The sequence below is a fragment of the Blautia sp. 2227st1_G12_2227SCRN_220401 genome (assembly GCF_039062885.1).
Lineage (GTDB): Bacteria > Bacillota > Clostridia > Lachnospirales > Lachnospiraceae > Blautia_A > Blautia_A fusiformis.
In genome coordinates, this window is sequence record NZ_JBCLNI010000001.1 from 1 (window position 1) to 19,587 (window position 19,587).

Here is a 19,587-nt window from a genome sequence, read left to right on the forward strand (position 1 = left end):
TGTGGAAAACCGGTCAGTCCATCCACACACGCAATCAATATATCTTCTACACCCCGGTTTTTCAGGCCATTCAGGATGGAGAGCCAGAACTTGGCACTTTCATTTTGACCAACATACATTCCGAGGACATCCTTACGTCCTTCCATATCGATCCCAATCGCAATGTAAACAGCACGTTTTACAATCCGCCCCTCATTACGGGCATGGAAATGGATCGCATCCATAAATACAACAGCATACACACTTTCTAATGGCCTTTCCTGCCATTCTTTTACTATTGGCAGGATCTTATCAGTGATCCGGCTGACAGTACTGTCGGAGATCTCAAGATCGTATAATTCACGCATGTGGCTTTCTATATCGGCAGTAGTCATTCCTTTTGCGTACATGGAAATGATCTTTTCTTCCATGTCCTGCGTAATCGAATTCTGATACTTCTTTACAACCTGTGGTTCGAAGTCACCTTTTCGATCCCTTGGAATATCAATCTCCATATCTCCGTAACTGGTATGTAACGTTTTCTGGGAATGTCCATTCCTGGAATTATCGGTTTCTTTATTTCGATAATCATACTTGGAATATCCCAGTTCTTCATCCAGTTCCTGATCAAGGGCACCTTCCAAAATGATAGACATCATATCCCGCATAATGGAATTAACATCTGTTCCATCTTTTACTTTTACATTGTTTTCCTTCAGGTAGTTTCCCATGAGTTCTCTAAGCGCTGCTTTTTGTGGTGAATCCTTTTTTCTTGCCATAAAATAAACCTCCAAACTGAGTAATTCTATCTTACATCAGTTTGAAGGTTTACACAAACTTTGGGATACTCCCAAAATGGCATCGAAATTAATTACCATTTTGATGCCATTCTTTACAAGCGCAGTTCGTCCCTAAGCATCCCTTTCAGCATGCCTTATTTCAAACTGTTTTATTTTCAATTATCAAAATCTATGCCTTTTTTAATGCAAAAAGGTGACTTCCCGTCCTTCCTGTCTGAATCTTACAATGAAGTTTATTGATATTTCGCCCCATCGCTAAAAGGATACTTTCTGCCAAGGCATTTACCTTTCCACGGTACAGATATCTCCGAAAGTTCATGTCTTTTTTCACATCAGCAAAAGAACCTTCCGCCTGAATACTTCGGTTCATCCGGAGCATAGTCCCATACTCACTCGTGATCCGTTCCAGATCTTCTGCACGCTTCTGGCTCATCGTCTTTGAGACCATCAACACTTTATTGCGTTTTTCCATAGGCGTTTTGCAGTTGTTCCCTTTGATACATTCTGTTTTATAAGGACAGCCAGTACAGTCTGAACATCTGTAATAAGTTTTTATACTGACATATCCACTCGTCGTTTTACTTCTCCGTTCATTTGTGACAGTCAGTTCTCTTCCATTCCGGCAGATGTAACTGTCCCTGTCCGCATGATACTCCATATTTTCCCTTCTGCTAATGTCCTTTTTGTATTTTCGTGTCTTTGAGATCTCATAGTTCTGTGGCTTTATGTAGGCAGTCTGTCCGTTGCTTTCAATGAAAAGATAGTTTTCTTCACTTTCGTACCCGGCATCTGCAACAATTTCTGAATACTTAAATCCCAGGTAGCTCTCCATATCTTTCAAAAAAGGAATCAGGGTACGTGTATCGGTGGGGCGCGGGCTGATATCAATCCATGTGATGTATTCTGAATCCACTCCATGCTGAATGTTATACGCAGGCTTTAACTGTCCGTTCAGCATCGCGTCCTCTTTCATTCTCATGAAGGTGGCATCGGGATCTGTTTTGGAATAACTGTTTCTGTCCCCAAGCGTATACAGTTTTTTCGTATATTCCTTTAGTTTCTCCAGATACCGATCCAGTTGTTCCAGAGATTTCTGTAACTGTGTTTTTCTCCGGCCGGTTCCATGTACAAACACGATTTCTTCCTGTATTTTGATGCGGCATAACTGCTTTTTTAACCGCTTTAAGGTGTGTATGGATATACTATCATGATATACCGTTTTCATTCCATAGAGTTCTTCACATTCAGCCACAAAAGAAGACAGTTTCGTGTATAACCGGGCCTGATTTTTTGTAATAGCCTTTTTCCATACAAATGTATACTTATTGGCCGCAGATTCGATCTTTGTGCCATCAATAAAAATGGTCTTCCCCGAAATCTCACCCAAAAGATAGAGCAGATCTGACATTTGTGCAAGCAACGTCTTTGCACAGACAGAAAAGTGAAGGGAGATAAAACGCGCGATCGTTGCATGGTCAGGAGCCGGCATACCTTCCAGGAGATACATGAAGTTGATATCCCGTTTACATGCTTTTCTGATATCGCGGCTTGAATAGATCCGATTCATTGCTGCATAGATAACAAGTTTCAGAATCTGACGCGGTGTTGCCTGATTTTTTCTGATCCTGCCGTAAGTTTTATACAGTTCAGAAAGGTCCATTTCCTCCACAAAGGCACTTACCAGACGAACCGGATCATCAGATGGAATAGAAATCTCTAAATCTAGCGGAAGTTTGATTTGATAATACAGAGAAAATGAGGTATAATCTCTCTGTATTATTTTGTTTAGTAGCATAAACTAATTATACCACAAGCGCCGGGCTTTTCGAAGTCCGGCGTTTTGTGTTGAATATAAAATGAGCTGCCGCACGTTAGTGCGACAGCCCCTTTTTCGTCAATCTGTCAAAAGAATCCAAAGGAATTGAAGTCCCCAAAAAAGAATGGTATCCTAAAGAAAAAAGTAGATGGGGTGGTTGAAATGAACAGCAAATATGAGATCAACACAAAAGAAAACCGGGAATTCCTGAAAGCATCCTGTGAGGAGCTTTTGAATTTCGGACATCGGTTTCCTTCACCGAATGGAGGTTCCTATTATCTGGGGGACGACGGAACACCATGGAAGGACAGAAACCGGGAAACCTGGATCACCTGTCGTATGGCGCATGTATACAGTCTGGGTCTGATGCTTGGCCATGAGGGAAGCGAAGAGCTTGCGGATGCGGCATTGAAAGGTCTGAAGGGAGAGCTTCACGATGAAAAAAACGGTGGCTGGTATGCAGGTGTAACACCGGAAGGAGATATTGTGCCCAATAAACAGTGTTATGCCCATGCATTTGTGATCCTGGCTGCATCTTCCGCACTGACAGCCGGAAGGCCCGGGGCGAAAGAGCTTCTTGAAGAGGCATTGGCTGTTTATGACCGACATTTCTGGAATGAAGAGGAGGGGCTGGCCTGCGATACCTGGAATACGGAATTTACCGTGCTGGATGATTACCGGGGATTAAATGCCAATATGCATACGGTAGAGGCTTTTCTGGCAGCTGGAGATGTTATTGGAGATAAGAAATATCATATCCGTGCAGGCAGGATCATTGATCATGTAATTGGATGGGCAGAAGATAATAACTGGAGGATCCCGGAACATTTTACGAAGGAATGGGTGGCAGATCTTGACTGCAACCGTGACCGTCCGGATGATCCGTTCAAGCCATACGGCGCAACACCGGGACATGGAATCGAATGGGCAAGGCTGATCACACAGTGGACGCTTGCAAACTGTGGAGAAGAGAAAGAAAAACTGGAAATACATCTTCAGGCAGCAGAAAACCTTTACACAACAGCAATAAAAGACGGCTGGAACGCAGATGGTGCACCGGGAATTGTATACACGACAGATTGGAATGGCAAACCGGTGGTACATGACCGTATGCACTGGACTCTTGCGGAAGCGATCAATACCTCTGCAGTTCTTTATCAGGTGACCGGTAAGGAGAAATATGCGAAAGATTATGCTGCGTTTATGAAGTACCTGGATGAAGTGGTCATGGATCACGAAAACGGCTCCTGGTTTCATCAGCTGGATGAGCAGAATCATCTGAAAGGAACCGTATGGCCCGGAAAATCTGATCTGTACCATGCACTGCAGTCTACACTGATCCCATATCATAAAGCAGATACGTCTATTGCACCGGCAGTGAAGAAAAAACTGGAGATCTGAACAAAATCGTTTTGCGATTTTTGTTCGTGAGCATGTAACGAAGCGGAGTGCGAATGTTCAATAAAAAAACTTCCTGTGTTTACAGAAAAATTTCTCAGGACAGATACTTGCAGAGATACAGGTATCCGGTCTTGAAGAAATACGAGAACACAGGAAGGTTTTTTGTTGAATAGTTATTACTCCGTAACCTCTTTCAGATCCGAAATATCCGGAGAAGCCATGAGAGAATAATTGGTGTAATAAACAACGAAACCGGGTTTCGCACCGGCAGGTTTTTTCACATGCTTTTTCTGGATATAATCGATCTCTACCTTGGGAGCAGAGTGTCCTTTGGAGTACCAGGCGGCCAGGCGGCCTGCTTCTTCGAAGGTACGGTCCGGAAGTTCACCGTCTTTGGTGCGGACGATCACATGGGAACCAGCCATTTTCTTTGCATGGAACCACCAGTCATTTCCAGTTGCGAACTTGAAAGTCAGCTCATCATTCTGGAAATTGTTTTTTCCCACATAGATATCAAAACCGTCACTGGATATGTAGTGGAGCGGTTTGGATTTCGGCTGGGCTTTCTGGCCTTTTTTGTTTGTGTAGTGACGTTTGATATAGCCGTACTCAGTGAGCTCTTCCTTGATCTGGGAAAGGTCACTTTCAGATCTGGCGATATCCAGAGCATTGGAGATAGATTCCAGATGAGAGATCTCACTTTCCGTATCTGTGATCTGTTCTGTGACGGCTTCCTCTGTACGCTTCAGCTTTCCGTATTTATCAAAATATTTCTTGGAATTCTGTGCCGGAGTCAGTGTCGGGTCAAGAGGGATAGTGATCTCCTCGTTGGTGTAATAGTTCAGTGCTTTAAAGGATCTGCAGCCTTCCTCAAGTCCGTATCCGTAGGTGTTGATCAGTTCACCGTAGACCTTGAATTTATCTTTTTTTGCAGTATCATTCAGCTGCTTTTTCTGGATGTTGTATTTTTTTCGGTTACGTTCCAGAGCGGTCTGTACTACACGGCGAAGATCGGAGGATTTCTGGTGGATACGTGTCAGCAGACTTTTGGTAGCATAATAGGTCTCCAGCATAACAGAGACACTGTCAAAGATTTCGCTGCGGTATTCACTGCCAAACTGTTGATAAGGAAAGACACCGTATTCCACAGGCTCCTCTCCGCGGTAGACAATATTTGGGGTGAACTCTCTGTTCCGGATCTGTTCCATAAGGCGGAGAAAGGTATGATAAAGATGGGTGCAGGCTGCCTCATCCAGGGACTGCGATGCATCGCTTCCGTCAATGGATGCACGGTAGCAGATCTCCTCAGCCATTACCGGGCTCATACCTGTGAGTGAAGTGTAAAGCGCCTTGGAAATATTCACAGGCTTTTTACAGATGTGCTGTGTGAACTCCTCCTCGGAAACAGTCAGCGGATTTTCTTTATCCCTGGTATTGGGAATGAAATATTCTCTTCCGGGAAGAACCTCACGGACAGAGCTCATATGGGAAGAGACATGCTTGATGCTGTCCAGGATCATGCCTTTTTCGTCACAGAAGATGATGTTGCTGTGCTTGCCCATCAGTTCCATGATCAGACGCTTTCTGCAGGGATCCCCCAGCTCATTAAGATGCTCCAGCTCAAATTCCACCGCACGCTCCATTCCAGGCTGCTTCACATCAAGGATACGGGCGCTTCCGATGTGCTTTCTGAGAAGCATGCAGAAGTTCGGTGCAGTTAAAGGACTGATACGGTTCTTATCTGTAAAATAGATCAGAGGAAGGGATGCGCTTGCACTTAAGAGAAGACGTTTCTGTCCATTTGCGCCCTTTCCTGTGATCAAAAGTTCATCGTTTTCCGGCTGGGCGATCTTGTTGATACGTCCGCCTTTTAAATTATCATCGATCTCTGCCACGAGAGCAGAAACTGTAATTCCGTCAAATGCCATGATTTTACCTCCATTTCAACATCAATCATTATAACAGTAAAAAAAGAGTTTGACTAGGGTTTTGGAATGAACTATAATAAATCTGTATGCAATCAGTTACTGTATTTATCAGCAGCTGATAAACTTAAGAGGCAGTATTGGAGGATAACATGATAAAAAGTATGACCGGCTTTGGCAGGGCAGAAGCAGTTTCCAGAGAGCGTAAGGTTTCTGTTGAACTGAAATCCGTCAATCACAGATATCTGGATCTGAACATCAAAATGCCGAAAAGACTCAGCTATTTTGAGGGAGAGATCCGAAATGTGATGAAGACTTATATCCGCCGCGGCAAAGTCGATGTGTTCATCACCTATGAAGACTATACAATGGGCGGAATGGCTCTGAAATACAATGCAGAGCTGGCAAAGGAATATCTGGGCTATCTGAACCAGATGAGTGAGGAACTGGGGATCGAGAATGATATCCGTGTTTCCACACTTTCCAGATATCCGGATGTGTTTACAATGGAAGAGCAGGCTCCGGATGAGGAAGAGCTCTGGAATTTTCTGGAGGGTCCGCTTCATGAGGCCTGCCGGAAATTTGTGGAGACCCGCCAGCGTGAGGGTGCTAATCTGAAACAGGATCTTCTTGGGAAGCTGGACGGACTGGAAGCAAAGGTCGATGTAGTGGAAAAACGTTCTCCGGAAGTAGTGAAGGCTTATCGGGAGAAACTGGAAGCCAAGATGCACGAGCTACTTGAAGATAACCAGATCGATGATTCCAGGATCGCCGCAGAGGTGATACTTTTTTCAGATAAGATCTGCAATGATGAGGAGACGGTACGTCTTCGAAGCCACATCCACGGAATGAGAAAGATCCTGGATGAGAACGAGGGCGTGGGACGTAAGATGGATTTCATGGCACAGGAGATGAACCGTGAGGCGAACACTATCCTGTCTAAATCCAATGATCTTATTGTATCCAACGCGGCCATCGATCTGAAGACAGAGATCGAGAAGATCCGTGAGCAGATCCAGAATATCGAGTAACCGGGCAGGAAACAGGCTGTACACAGGCAGAAAGGGAGAGCGTAAATGGCGAAACTTATTAATGTAGGCTTTGGAAATGTTGTCAATTCACGCAAGATCGTGGCTGTGGTAAGTCCGGATGCCGCTCCTGTAAAGCGCATGATACAGAGCGTCAAGGGGACCCGAACTCTGATCGATGCCACACAGGGAAGAAAAACAAAAGCAGTGATTGTTACTTCCGATGATTATCTTGTCCTTTCCGCTCTGCAGCCGGAAACTATTGCCAGGAGATTTTCGGAAGCATATGGAGAGGAAATGAGGGAGGAAGGAAATGAGTAAGGGAATTTTAGTTGTTGTTTCGGGCTTTTCCGGTTCCGGAAAAGGTACTGTCATGAAACGGCTGATGGAAAAATATGACAATTATGCATTATCTGTTTCTGTTACTACCAGAAATCCAAGACCGGGTGAGAAGGACGGAGAGGCTTATTTCTTCCGCACAAAAGAAGAATTTGAACAGCTGATCCGGGAAGACGGACTGATCGAGTATGCACAGTATGTGGAGAATTATTATGGCACACCCCGCAAATATGTAGAGGAGCAGCTTTCCGCAGGGAAAGATGTGATCCTTGAGATCGAGATCCAGGGTGCCATGAAGATCCGTGAGAAGTTTCCGGATACACTGCTGGTATTTGTATGTCCGCCATCTATGGAGGAGCTTAAGAACCGTCTGGTAGGTCGCGGAACAGAGACTCTGGATGTGATCAACGGGCGTCTCAGAAGAGCGGTTGAAGAATCCAGAGGAATGGATAAATATGATTATCTCCTGATCAATGATGATCTGGAGGAATGTGTTGATACACTTCATGAGACCATCCGGTGTGAGCGCATGCGTACATCCAGGAATCATGATTTTGTATCCAGGATCCAGAAAGAAGCGGAAGCTTTTTTATAAATACCAATTAACAAGTTAAATACGGCCCTGCCGTTACAGAAGGGAGAAAAGATATGATACATCCATCTTATTCAGAATTAATTGAGGCTATCAACACAAACAACGAGGACGACGATGAGGCTCTCGTGCTGAACAGCCGTTATTCTCTTGTACTTGCAGCAAGCAAACGTGCCCGCCAGCTGATCGCAGGAGCAGAGCCGCTTGTACCGGGTGCAGCAGGAAAGAAACCGCTTTCCGTTGCCATTGATGAGCTTTACAAGGGCAAAGTAAAGATCCTTCCCGGACAGGAGGAAGAGGAAGAGCTGGAGGCTCTTGAAGCTGAGAAGGAGGCTCTTGAGGCAGCAGAGGGCGAGACCGCAGAAGGCACTGAGACTGCAGAAGCAGCTCAGACAGAAGCGGAGTAATTTTATGAAAATATTATTCATCTCTCTTGGCTGTGACAAGAACCTGGCGGATTCTGAGGAAATGCTGGGACTTCTTACAGCCGGAGGTCATGAGATCACAGACGATGAAACACAGGCAGATGCAATCGTGATCAATACCTGCTGTTTTATCAAGGATGCCAAGGAAGAGAGTGTGGAAACCATTCTTGAAATGGCAGAATACAAAAAAACAGGAAGCTGCCATGCTCTGATCGTTACCGGCTGTATGGCACAGCGATACCAGAAAGAGATCATTGAGGAGGTTCCGGAGGTCGATGCTGTTCTTGGAACTACATCCTACGGCGACATCGTAAAGGCTCTGGAGGAAGCAGTAGCCGGAAATCATTTCGAAGAATTCCGTGATATTGATTATCTGCCGGATACAGGAAGCAAACGTGTCCTTACAACAGGTGGACATTTCGGCTACCTGAAGATCGCGGAAGGCTGCGACAAGCACTGTACCTACTGCATCATCCCGAAGCTCAGAGGTAAATTTCGAAGCGTCCCAATGGAGCGCCTCATTGCCCAGGCAGAGGATATGGCTGAACAGGGAGTGAAAGAGCTGATCCTGGTAGCACAGGAGACCACCGTTTATGGAAAGGATCTTTACGGCAAAAAATCTCTTCACATTCTTTTAAAGAAGCTCTGTGAGATCAGAGGTATCCGTTGGATCCGCATCCTTTACTGTTATCCGGAGGAGATTTACGATGAACTGATCGAAACCATTCGTGATGAGAAGAAGATCTGTCATTATCTGGATATTCCGATCCAGCACGCATCGGACCGAATTCTTAAAAGAATGGGCCGCCGTACTTCCAAACAGGAACTGATCGATATTGTCGGAAAGCTCCGTAAGGAGATTCCGGATATCGTACTGCGTACAACTCTGATCACCGGATTTCCGGGTGAGACGGAGGAAGACCATGAAGAACTGAAGGAGTTCGTAGATGAGATGGAATTTGACCGTCTCGGTGTCTTCACTTACTCTCCGGAGGAGAATACCCCGGCAGCAGAGATGGCAGACCAGGTTCCGGAAGAAGTGAAGGAAGAACGCAGAGACGAGCTGATGGAGCTTCAGCAGGAGATTTCTTATGACAGAGGCCAGGACCGTATCGGACAGGAACTTCTTGTTATGATCGAAGGAAAAGTTGCAGATGAAAGTGCCTATATCGGACGTACCTACGGGGATGCACCGAAGGTTGACGGATACATTTTCGTTCAGACAGGCGAACTGCTTATGACAGGTGATTTTGCAAAGGTACGTGTGACAGGTGCGCTTGAGTATGATTTGATAGGAGTGCTGAGCGATGAATACACCGAATAAACTTACAGTTGCAAGAATGATACTTGTACCATTTCTTGTAGTTTTCTTACTGACAGGCTGGGGAGGAGAAGCAAACCGTTGGATCTGTCTTGCGATTTTTGTCGCAGCAAGTGTGACAGACTGGTTTGACGGTCATCTTGCCAGAAAATATAACCTGATAACCAATTTTGGAAAATTTATGGATCCGCTGGCAGACAAGCTTTTGGTATGCTCTGCCATGATCTGCATGATCGAGGTTGACAAGCTTCCGGCATGGGTTGTGATCATTATCATCGGACGGGAATTTATCATCAGCGGTTTCCGTCTGATCGCAGCGGAGAACGGAATTGTCATTGCCGCAAACTACTGGGGAAAATTCAAAACCGTTTCCCAGATGATCATGATCATACTTCTGATGCTGGATTTCGGAGGTGTTTTTGCAGTGCTGACACAGATATTTATCTGGCTGTCCGTTGCACTGACCATTATTTCCCTGCTGACTTATATCATGCAGAACAGAAAGGTCCTTTCCATGCAGGAGTAGGGATCAGAGTATACGAAAGGAGTTTCTTTTCATGATCACAGAACTGATATCCGTAGGAACCGAGATCCTTCTAGGAAATATCGTAAATACCAACAGCGCCTATCTTTCTGAAAAATGCGCCCTGCTTGGGTTAAGTGTTTACTATCAGGATGTAGTAGGTGATAATGAAGGCCGTATGCGTGACGTGATCCGTACTGCACTGGATCGTTCCGATGTTGTGATCCTCACCGGAGGTCTTGGACCAACAGAGGATGATATCACCAAGGAAGTAACTGCGGATCTGATGGGAATGCCTCTTAAGGAAGATTCCCACTCAAGGAAACTGATCGATAAATATCTGAAGGAATATGAGAAAAACAATCCTCAGAGACGTATCACGAAGAACAACTATAAACAAGCCATGGTTCCTGATGGAGCCATTGTTCTTGACAATCATAACGGAACTGCTCCGGGACTGATCCTTGAGAAAAAAGGAAAAACCGCGATCCTTCTTCCTGGACCTCCCAATGAGCTGAAGCCCATGTTCGAGGAGTACGTTGTCCCATATCTGCAGAAAAACCAGCCGGAGATCATTGTGTCCCAGATGGTAAAGATCAGCGGGATCGGTGAGAGTCAGGTAGCAGAGGAAATCCAGGATCTGATCGAAAGCCAGACCAATCCTACCATTGCACCTTATGCAAAAACCGGTGAAGTGCATCTTCGTGTGACAGCAAGCGCAGAGAATGAAAAGGCCTGCAGAAAGCTGATCAAACCGGTTGTCAAGGAGCTAAAGAAGCGTTTTGGAGAGAATGTTTTCGCCACAGATGAGAGCAAGACACTGGAGGAAGCAGTGATCAATCTTCTGAAAGAGAAAGATCTGAAGCTTTCCCTGGCGGAATCGCTTACCGGCGGTATGATCGCCCAGCGCATTGTCAATGTATCCGGTGCGTCTGAGGTGTTTGGCTATGGCTTTGTGACTTACAGTAACAAGGCCAAGCATAAATGTCTGGGAGTGAAGAAGCGTACTCTGAAGGAGCAGGGGGCAGTTTCCGCCAAATGCGCCAGAGAAATGGCAAAGGGCGCCTGCAAAGCATCTGGAGCAGACATCAGTATTTCCGTGACGGGTCTGGCAGGACCGGGAGGCGGAACAAAGGAAACTCCGGTTGGTACTGTATTTATGGGCTGCTGCTATAAGGGCAAGGCTATTGCCAAAGAGTTCCACTTTACAGGAAATCGCATGCGGATCCGCGAGCAGACTACAGCGCATGCACTGGCGATGTTACGTGACTGTATCATTATGAGCAGATAGCGAATGCCTTGATCTGCCTGCTATTACGGATCAACCATGATATTTTTTATAAAACAGGACTGATTTTTAAACAGATGAAACTTTTGATTTCAAGTATCTGTATCAAAAATCAGTCCTGTTTTATTTTTGTTTCCTGACAATAAGCCCTGGTATGGGCGATGAAAGAATATAAACGATCATATTTACAAGGATACTATCATAAGTGCTAGTGTTTTTATAAGGGATTTCCTCTAAAATATGATTAAAGCAATATATGACGTAAATATACGTTTTACCGGAAAGGGGGAAATCAGAATGAAAAAGAAAAAAAATCTGTTGTGTTTTGTGCTGCTGATCAGCCTTATTTTTACGATGGCATTTGGAAGTGTGACGGTCAGCGCCGCACCAAAACTGAACAGAACAAAAGTAACTCTTTTAAAAGGTGAGAAGACAACACTTAAGGTTACCGGAACCAGGCGGAAGGTTGCCTGGAGATCTTCCAAAAAGAGCGTTGCGACCGTAAACAGCAAAGGTCAGGTGGTTGCCAAAAATAAAGGTTCCGCAACGATCTATGCAAAGGTAAGCAAAAAAACATATAAATGTGTTGTAAAGGTAGAAACACCGAAGCTCAGCAGGACATCGCTGACATTAACAGAAAAGAAATCCAGTGCCATTAAATTGACAGGAACAACTGTGAAGGTGAAATATTCTTCTTCCAATCCGAAGATCGCACGTGTGGATTCCAAAGGAAAGATCACCGCAGTGAGAAAAGGAACAGCAGTGATCACAGCGAAGGCAAATACGAAGAAATTCAACTGTAAGGTTACAGTAAAAGCAGCGCAGAAACCGAAGCCGAAGCCGACACCTACACCGGTGCCGAAACCATCTTTAAGTGCCACCACCTTAAATATGAATAAAGGTGATGTGAGACAGCTTCAGGTAAAGAATTATAAAGAGATTCTTGTATGGACCAGTGATGATACATCTGTTGCAACTGTAGACAGTAAAGGCAAAGTAACGGCAGTGAATGTGGGAACAACAAAGATCCAGGTCCGGGATAAGAGTACCTGGCGAGGCAGCTGTACTGTCCACGTGACACAGACAGTAAAGAAACAGGTGGAGCCGGTTCTTACAAAAGGAACTAAATCTGCAAAAAAAGAGATCACCAATGATAAAGGACAGAAGGAAGTCATTAATGTAACGATAAATACCTATACTTACACCTTTACCACGATCCCGACCAATGCAGAGGAGCTGAAACAGTATGATATCACAACGGCAGACGGACGCTATAAGACCATGGCTCTTCTGATCCTTGCATATCGTACCTGGACACCGACCAATCCGACGGACTGCGAGGAGATGATTTCTTATCTCAACAATAAAGAGATGACTCAGTATTACAAAAACTTTTTGAGAGATCGTATGAAAGCGGATAACGGATATAAATATCTTGGCAATTCTTACCTGAACGGAGCAACTCCGGCCAACAATTATACTCCGTCTAAACCGATTTCCATTACGTTAAGACAGGACACACTTCCGGGTAAGGGAAATTCCATCAGTGAAGATATCCCGTATTTTGAACCGACCCAGACCACTCCTGCGATCTACAGATCATTTACTGATTTTGCAGGCAGCGACAGTTCCAGATGGATCTGTACATATAAGCACTCCAAAACCGGAAAATGGTATATCTGGGATCAGTCCTGGCATGATCTTCTTACCAGGATCAAACAGCCGGCAGGAAACTATGAATATTGATCGAATGTGAATGTACCGCTATTCAATCCCATTCTAAAAAAGGAACCGACAGCGTAAAAACTGTCGGTTCCTTTTTGGCATACATAATAGAATATCTCATCGGTGCAGCGCAAACTTTTCAATGGCGCGTGCTACACCGTCTTCGTCATTGGAAGCAGTAATATAATCGGCTGCTTCTTTTACCTGGGGCTGTGCATTGGCCATGGCTACGCCAAACCCGACTTCCCGGAGAAGATGGACATCGTTGTCACCGTCTCCGCATGCCATAATGGATTCCCTTGGGATTCCCAGCATTTCGCCAAGAGCAACAAGAGCGGTTCCTTTGTTGACACCAGCGGCGTTGATCTCAATATTGTAGCTTAAGGAGCCTACAAGCTCCAGCTCCTTAAGTTCACTTAATTCCTTCCAGGCGGAGGCACGTTCCTCCATGTCTGCAAAAAGCGCCTGGACTTTATCCATGCTTCTGTTTTCTTTTGTAATGACATCCTGGATGTCCGGAACCGCGATACGGGTAGTACGGACATAATTCCACATATTAGGGTCGTGATGGTATTTTCCTACATTATCAAGCTTGGCAGCGTCTGCATATCCCTGGCCGTCAAAATAGATCTCACTTAAAGTATCATATTTTTCAAAGATACGGAGAGCTTTTTTTGCACTTTCCATGGGAAGAAGCTGCTCGATAAGAAGTTTATTATGGTCTGTATCAAGGACTCTGGCTCCGTTGGAGGTGAGAGCATAGTGAATTCCCGGAAAATTTCTCAGTTCCGCGGGAATGCCGGTATATGGCCGGCCGGTAGCCATCAGAACAAGGATCCCTGCATCAATAGCTTCCCTGAGAACGCGCCTGGTATTTTCTGTGAGTTCTTTTTTTGTATTCAGAAGAGTTCCGTCCAGATCAAGACCGATCATTTTTATCTGCTGCATATTTAAGATTTCCTTTCCCGGTTAAGGTCACATATACAGAAAAACCGTCCCGAAAAAACATTTTCCGGGACGGTACCTATCTGTTTATCAGATATCAAGAAGATCACTGTAAACTTTCAGTGCTCCGTCTGTATCATGAGCGAGAACACGTTTTGCAAGAACCTTACCAAGCTGTACACCCTCCTGGTCAAAGCTGTTCAGGTTCCATACAAAGCCCTGGAACATGATCTTGTTCTCAAAGTGTGCAAGAAGCGCACCCAGAGACTTCGGTGTAAGTTCCTCACCAACAATGATACTGGAAGGACGTCCGCCCTTGAAGTTTTTGTTCAGGTTCTCATCTTCTTTTCCACATGCAAAAGCAACGATCTGTGCTGCAACGTTTGCACAGAGTTTCTGCTGGCTTGTGCTGTTCTCGATATCAACATCAACACCAAGCTGGCTCTTCTTAAAGCCGATGAACTGAAGCGGAACAATATTGGTTCCCTGATGCAGAAGCTGGTAGAAGGAGTGCTGTCCGTTGGTTCCTGGCTCACCAAAGATCACCGGTCCGGTCACATAATCCACCGGCTCACCAAAGCGGTTTACAGATTTACCGTTAGACTCCATATCACACTGCTGAAGATGAGCAGGGAAGCGGCTTAATGCCTGTGAGTATGGTAAAACTGCAGTAGAAGGATATCCCTGTACATTTCTCTCATAAACGCCGATCAGGGCATCCAGCATATCCGGGTTCTCAAGAATGTTCTTATTTGTTGCAAGCTTATCCTCTTCGGCAGCTCCGTCAAGGATGTCTGCGAATACTTCCGGTCCGAATGCAAGGGAAAGGATCGCTCCGCCTACGCCGGAAACGGAAGAGTAACGTCCGCCGATATAGTCGTCCATGAAAATAGCGGTAAGGTACTCATCACTCTTTGCAAGAGGAGAGGTCTCACTGGTTACAGCAAGCATATGTCTGGACGGGTTCAGGCCCGCTTTTGTAAGGGCGTCTTTTACGAATGCCTCATTTGTCAGAGTTTCAAGTGTTGTACCGGATTTGGATACAACGATGAAAAGAGAGTGAGCAAGATCTACAGATGCAAGAACAGCAGCTGCATCATCCGGGTCAACGTTGCTGATGAATTTTGCTTCCATCTTGAAGGTGTTGTTTGCCTTTGCCCAGTTCTCAAGTGCGATATATAATGCACGCGGTCCCAGGTCACTTCCGCCGATACCGATCTGTACAACCGTAGTGAATTTCTCACCGGCTTCATTTGTGATCTCGCCTGCATGTACTTTGTTTGCAAAATCTGCAGCTTTCTTCTGCTGAGCTACATAGAATTCTCGCTTGTCCACACCGTCAACAACAACAGGCTCGCCAAGCTGTGTACGTGCAAGATGATGAAGGACCATACGTTTCTCGCCTGTGTTGATCACTGCGCCGTTATATAATTCCTGGAATTTTTCGATCAGTTCTGCCTCATCAGCCAGTTTGGAAAGTGCGTCAAGAACGGTCTCGTCCACTTCCTTAGCTGCGTAATTGTAAGCCAGACCTGCTGCCATCGGTACGCTGTACTTCTTTACACGTTCTGCACCCTGCTCGCCGGACATTGCTTCTGCAATGTTCACGTGATCTTTCAGACTGTTAAGTTTGCTGTAAGAAGCAAGAGTGTCCAGATTTTTCCATGTTGCCATAATCATATTCCTCCTTTAATGACTGTGATCAGAGATATCACCATAAATCCTTCGGATATCTTTTTCACAATTGTCTACAGCCAATTATACTGAAAAAAGCTCTGGATTTCAACGGAAGGAACGATTTAATTGGTGAAAATCTTGTTAAATAAGGTAAAAAATATCAGAGATAACAGGAGCGTGACGGAAATATGAAGAAGTTTCCGTCAGCAGCAGGACAGGAATGGGGAAATATGATATGATAGAAAACAGATCACCCGGAGAAAAAAGCCGGGAAAATAATAAGTGATGAAGGGAATTGTTTTATGGAGGAAATGAAGAAAAAAGGAAATGTGATCGCACTGCTGCCTATCGGTGTTTTTCTGGTCCTGTATCTGGGACTGGGGATTTTGTTTGAGTATGTGATGAAGATCCCTATGGGATTTTATAATGTACCGATCGTTGTGGCTTTTCTGTCTGCGATCCTGGTGGCATGTGTTCAGAACAGAACGATCAGCTTTGACAGAAAGCTGGAGCTTATGGCAAAAGGAGTAGGAGATAAAAATATCATCACCATGCTTCTGATCTTTCTGACCGCAGGCTCTTTTGTGGGTGTTGTGGGGCGCAGCAGTGCAGAAAGTGTGGCCTACTGTATGCTTTCTCTGATACCGGCACGTTTTTCTGTTGCGGTATTGTTTGTAGTTGCCTGCTTCGTATCTGTGGCTATGGGAACTTCCGTTGGGACGATCACGCTTCTTACCCCTATTGCGGTAGCGGTTTCCAAAGCTTCCGGTTTTGATATGGCATTTTGTGTGGCATCGGTGATGGGAGGAGCCATGTTTGGTGACAACCTTTCTTTTATTTCTGATACCACGATCGCAGCCTGCAACGGTCAGGGCTGTCAGATGAAAGATAAATTCCGGGAAAACTTCTGGATTGCATTTCCGGCAGCTGTTGTTACACTGCTCCTGATCCTTATCCTGTCTTTTCAGACAGAGATCCAGGGAAGAGTGGTACAGGATTATCATCTTATACAGATCTTTCCATATGTTCTGGTGCTGATCGGCGGGATCATCGGCATCAATGTATTTGTGGTACTTCTGATCGGAATTATCTCCGGCGCATTTATCATGCTTCTTGGAGGACATATCACACCGGTGGAGCTTCTGACCAATATCGGATCCGGTGTTTCCGGAATGTTCGAGACCTGCATGGTGGCTATCCTTGTAGCAGCCATGTGTGCGCTGATCCGGGAGCATGGAGGCTTTGAAGCACTGCTTTCCGGAATACAGAGAGTTTTTAAAGGGAAAAAAGGCGGACTTCTTGGTATGGGACTTCTGGTTGGAACTATGGATATCGCAACAGCCAATAATACGGTGGCCATTGTTATGGCCAACCCCATTGCAAAGGAAATGGCGCTGGAATATAAGATCACTTCCAGAAAGACAGCTTCTATCCTGGACACATTTTCCTGTATTTTCCAGGGGGTGATCCCATATGGAGCCCAGATGCTGGTTGCCATTTCTGCGGCAAAGGAACTGGGATTTGAGCTTTCTGCTTTTCAGATCATGCCGAAACTGTTTTACCCCATGCTTCTGCTTGTGAGTTCTCTGATCGCGATCTTTGGTATAAAAGGCGGGGATGATAAATGAATCAGGAAGAGATGATCCGGGATGTCCGGAAAAGACTGTTTGAAATGCAGGATACAGGATATCGGGATTTTCATGCAAGGCTGGTTCCGACTGTGGAGAAAGAAAAGATCATCGGTATCCGGACACCGATACTCCGGAAATTTGCAAAAGAATTTGGAAAAACAGAAAGATCCGAAATGTTCCTGAAGGTTCTTCCTCATCAGTATTATGAGGAAAATAATCTCCATGGCCTGTTGATCGAGCAGATCAGAGATTATGATAAATGTCTGGGAGAACTGGAGTGTTTTCTTCCGCATATTGATAACTGGGCAACCTGTGATCTACTGACGCTCCATATGATGAAAAAACACCGTGATATATTTATCCGGGAGATTTATCGCTGGATGGAGTCGGATAAGCCGTATATCATCCGGTTCGGGATCAGTATGCTGATGCGCCATTATCTGGACGAAGGATTTAAACCGGAATATCCGGCGAAAGTGGCAGCGATTCGCTCGGAAGAATATTATGTAAATATGATGCGAGCCTGGTATTTTGCTACAGCACTGGCAAAACAGTATGAGAAGATCCTTCCATTCCTGGAAGAGCAGAGAATGGATATCTGGACTCATAACAAGACGATCCAGAAATCCATTGAAAGCTACCGGATCACACAAGAGCAGAAGGATCATCTCAGGACACTGCGGATAAAGAAATAAACAGCAGGTAAGGGTTGGAATATGAAGGCAATATCGATCTATGCACTTACAAGAAATCAGAATATGGAATGTGTCCAGAAGCTGGAACGCCAGCTTTCCGGCAGAGATTTTTTTCTCAGGATCAAAGAGTGGGAACTGGAAAGTATGAAAGCACTGGTGAAGCAACTGGAACTGCATATGGAGGAAGTGTATAAGCTGCGCTTTTTCTATTCGTTTCAGATCCCGAAGCTTGGAAAGGAGTTCGATCTTCTTCAGATCAAAGATGACCAGATCGTGAATATTGAACTGAAAAGCGGCATTGTGTCGGACGAGGCTATCCGGAGACAGCTGATCCAGAACCGGTATTATCTGTCTGTTTTTGGAAAACCGATCCTGTCGTATACCTATATCAGCAGTGAAGATCATCTGGTGAGACTGACCAATCATGATCACATTGTGGAGGGGGACTGGAAACAGCTATGTATTGCATTGGGGAAAGAAAGCCCGGACTATGAGGGAGATATCGAGGATCTGTTTCAGGCAGAGCTTTATCTGATCTCTCCACTGACAGAACCGGAGCGTTTTCTCAAAAAAGAGTATTTCCTTACTTCCCAGCAGAGAGATATTGAACGGCAGATTCTGAAGAGAATACGTGGAGAAAGAGGAGGATATTTCTGGTTCAGCGGACTTCCAGGAACCGGAAAAACATTGTTGCTTTATGATATTGCGATGAAGTTGTCCGTGCGCCAGAGAGTCTGTATCATTCACTGTGGAGAGGCGGGAAAAGAATGGAAGATTCTTCATGAACGTCTGCGGCGGATAGATTTTCTGGCAGATACTCAGCTGGACGGAACGACGGATCTTGGCTGTTACAGCAGCATTCTGGTAGATGAAGCACATCTTCTGTCCCTGGAAAAATTATCGGTTCTGCTTACATGGAGTGAGCACAGGCCGGTGATCTTTTCCAGTGATTCCGAGGATGTGATCTCACCGGAAGAGATGGATCGTAGCATTGTGGAAAGCCTGGGAAATCTGCCGGAGATCCAGAAATTCCATCTGACAAACCGGATCCGTACCAATGCGGAACTTTCCTCTTTTATCCAGAACATGATGCACCTGCCGGAAAAAAGAAGCCCCAGATGGTATCCGCATATTGCAGTGGTGTATGCCAATAATGACCGCGAGGTAGAAAATTTTCTGAATGATTTTGCGGGACAGGGGTATCAGCAGCGGATGCCAGAGGGTTCTGGACAGCTTGGTATCCAGGCAGTGAGAGATGCGGAGAAGATCGTTGTATTGCTGGATGAACAGTATTATTACGACGAAAAAGGATATTTAAGATCCAGGTGCTCCGCGGAAAAATATTCCAGTGTACGAAAACTTTTTCATCTTTTGAATCAGGCGAAAGAGAGCCTGGCTCTGGTGGTGAGAGAGAATATGGCGGTATATGAAGTGATGATGGAGATTTTGCAGATGCACAGAAACAGATAAAAACAAA

The 19,587-nt window shown here is 45.1% G+C and carries 17 protein-coding genes; 12 read left to right on the plus strand and 5 right to left on the minus strand.

Annotated features, from left to right (window positions below):
* Positions 1-758: IS256 family transposase (locus ABCM67_RS00005; RefSeq protein ID WP_342992402.1), on the minus strand; the 758-nt coding region annotated here is incomplete at its 3' end.
* 190 nt (positions 759-948) lie between these two features.
* Positions 949-2,574: an IS1182 family transposase gene (locus ABCM67_RS00010; RefSeq protein WP_147603605.1), complete on the minus strand. Its 1,626-nt coding sequence runs from the start codon at positions 2,572-2,574 to the stop codon at positions 949-951.
* Positions 2,575-2,757: 183 nt separating this feature from the next.
* On the opposite strand from ABCM67_RS00010, the gene ABCM67_RS00015 reads away from it, so the two are divergent.
* Complete coding sequence (locus tag ABCM67_RS00015) at positions 2,758-3,996, plus strand: AGE family epimerase/isomerase (protein ID WP_342992403.1); 1,239 nt, start codon at positions 2,758-2,760, stop codon at positions 3,994-3,996.
* Between the two features lie 176 nt (positions 3,997-4,172).
* Here the strand turns inward: ABCM67_RS00015 and ABCM67_RS00020 are convergent, their stop codons facing one another.
* On the minus strand, positions 4,173-5,924 hold the full coding sequence (locus ABCM67_RS00020) for an NFACT RNA binding domain-containing protein (RefSeq protein WP_342992404.1): 1,752 nt from the start codon (positions 5,922-5,924) through the stop codon (positions 4,173-4,175).
* A gap of 149 nt (positions 5,925-6,073) precedes the next feature.
* Here ABCM67_RS00020 and ABCM67_RS00025 point away from each other — a divergent pair, with 149 nt between their 5' ends.
* From ABCM67_RS00025 to ABCM67_RS00060, 8 genes are all read left to right on the plus strand, one after another.
* A complete protein-coding gene (locus ABCM67_RS00025) occupies positions 6,074-6,952 on the plus strand; it encodes a YicC/YloC family endoribonuclease (protein ID WP_015525190.1) in 879 nt (292 codons plus the stop codon).
* Positions 6,953-6,997: 45 nt separating this feature from the next.
* Positions 6,998-7,270, plus strand: a complete 273-nt coding sequence (locus ABCM67_RS00030; RefSeq protein ID WP_015525189.1) for a DUF370 domain-containing protein — start codon at positions 6,998-7,000, stop codon at positions 7,268-7,270.
* Entirely contained in the window at positions 7,263-7,883 is a 621-nt protein-coding gene (gene gmk, locus ABCM67_RS00035) for a guanylate kinase (protein WP_015525188.1), read from the plus strand. The genes ABCM67_RS00030 and gmk overlap by 8 nt, the downstream gene beginning before the upstream one ends.
* A 53-nt stretch (positions 7,884-7,936) precedes the next feature.
* Complete coding sequence (rpoZ, locus tag ABCM67_RS00040; protein ID WP_015525187.1) at positions 7,937-8,287, plus strand: DNA-directed RNA polymerase subunit omega; 351 nt, start codon at positions 7,937-7,939, stop codon at positions 8,285-8,287.
* 4 nt (positions 8,288-8,291) lie between these two features.
* Positions 8,292-9,629 carry a 30S ribosomal protein S12 methylthiotransferase RimO gene (gene rimO / locus ABCM67_RS00045; protein ID WP_021978070.1) on the plus strand — a complete coding sequence of 446 codons (1,338 nt, stop codon included), beginning with the start codon at positions 8,292-8,294 and terminating at the stop codon, positions 9,627-9,629.
* Positions 9,613-10,152 carry a CDP-diacylglycerol--glycerol-3-phosphate 3-phosphatidyltransferase gene (pgsA, locus tag ABCM67_RS00050; protein ID WP_015525184.1) on the plus strand — a complete coding sequence of 180 codons (540 nt, stop codon included), beginning with the start codon at positions 9,613-9,615 and terminating at the stop codon, positions 10,150-10,152. Before rimO ends, pgsA begins: the two co-directional genes overlap by 17 nt.
* A 31-nt stretch (positions 10,153-10,183) precedes the next feature.
* Entirely contained in the window at positions 10,184-11,440 is a 1,257-nt protein-coding gene (locus ABCM67_RS00055) for a competence/damage-inducible protein A (protein WP_129974513.1), read from the plus strand.
* A gap of 294 nt (positions 11,441-11,734) precedes the next feature.
* Entirely contained in the window at positions 11,735-13,183 is a 1,449-nt protein-coding gene (locus ABCM67_RS00060; protein WP_059085883.1) for an Ig-like domain-containing protein, read from the plus strand.
* 96 nt (positions 13,184-13,279) lie between these two features.
* Here ABCM67_RS00060 and ABCM67_RS00065 read toward each other — a convergent pair whose 3' ends face one another.
* On the minus strand, positions 13,280-14,110 hold the full coding sequence (locus ABCM67_RS00065; protein ID WP_022427254.1) for a Cof-type HAD-IIB family hydrolase: 831 nt from the start codon (positions 14,108-14,110) through the stop codon (positions 13,280-13,282).
* 87 nt (positions 14,111-14,197) lie between these two features.
* Positions 14,198-15,781, minus strand: coding sequence for a glucose-6-phosphate isomerase (locus tag ABCM67_RS00070; RefSeq protein WP_044962188.1), 1,584 nt, complete (start codon positions 15,779-15,781; stop codon positions 14,198-14,200).
* Between the two features lie 314 nt (positions 15,782-16,095).
* On the opposite strand from ABCM67_RS00070, the gene ABCM67_RS00075 reads away from it, so the two are divergent.
* The 3 genes from ABCM67_RS00075 to ABCM67_RS00085 are packed head-to-tail and all read left to right on the plus strand — an operon-like array spanning position 16,096 to position 19,580.
* Positions 16,096-17,412: a Na+/H+ antiporter NhaC family protein gene (locus ABCM67_RS00075; RefSeq protein WP_330383251.1), complete on the plus strand. Its 1,317-nt coding sequence runs from the start codon at positions 16,096-16,098 to the stop codon at positions 17,410-17,412.
* Positions 17,409-18,110: a DNA alkylation repair protein gene (locus ABCM67_RS00080; RefSeq protein WP_147603603.1), complete on the plus strand. Its 702-nt coding sequence runs from the start codon at positions 17,409-17,411 to the stop codon at positions 18,108-18,110. The genes ABCM67_RS00075 and ABCM67_RS00080 overlap by 4 nt, the downstream gene beginning before the upstream one ends.
* Positions 18,111-18,131: 21 nt before the next feature.
* Positions 18,132-19,580 (plus strand): DNA/RNA helicase domain-containing protein, encoded by a 1,449-nt coding sequence (locus ABCM67_RS00085; protein WP_147603602.1) that lies wholly within the window; start codon positions 18,132-18,134, stop codon positions 19,578-19,580.
* Positions 19,581-19,587: the final 7 nt, after the last annotated feature.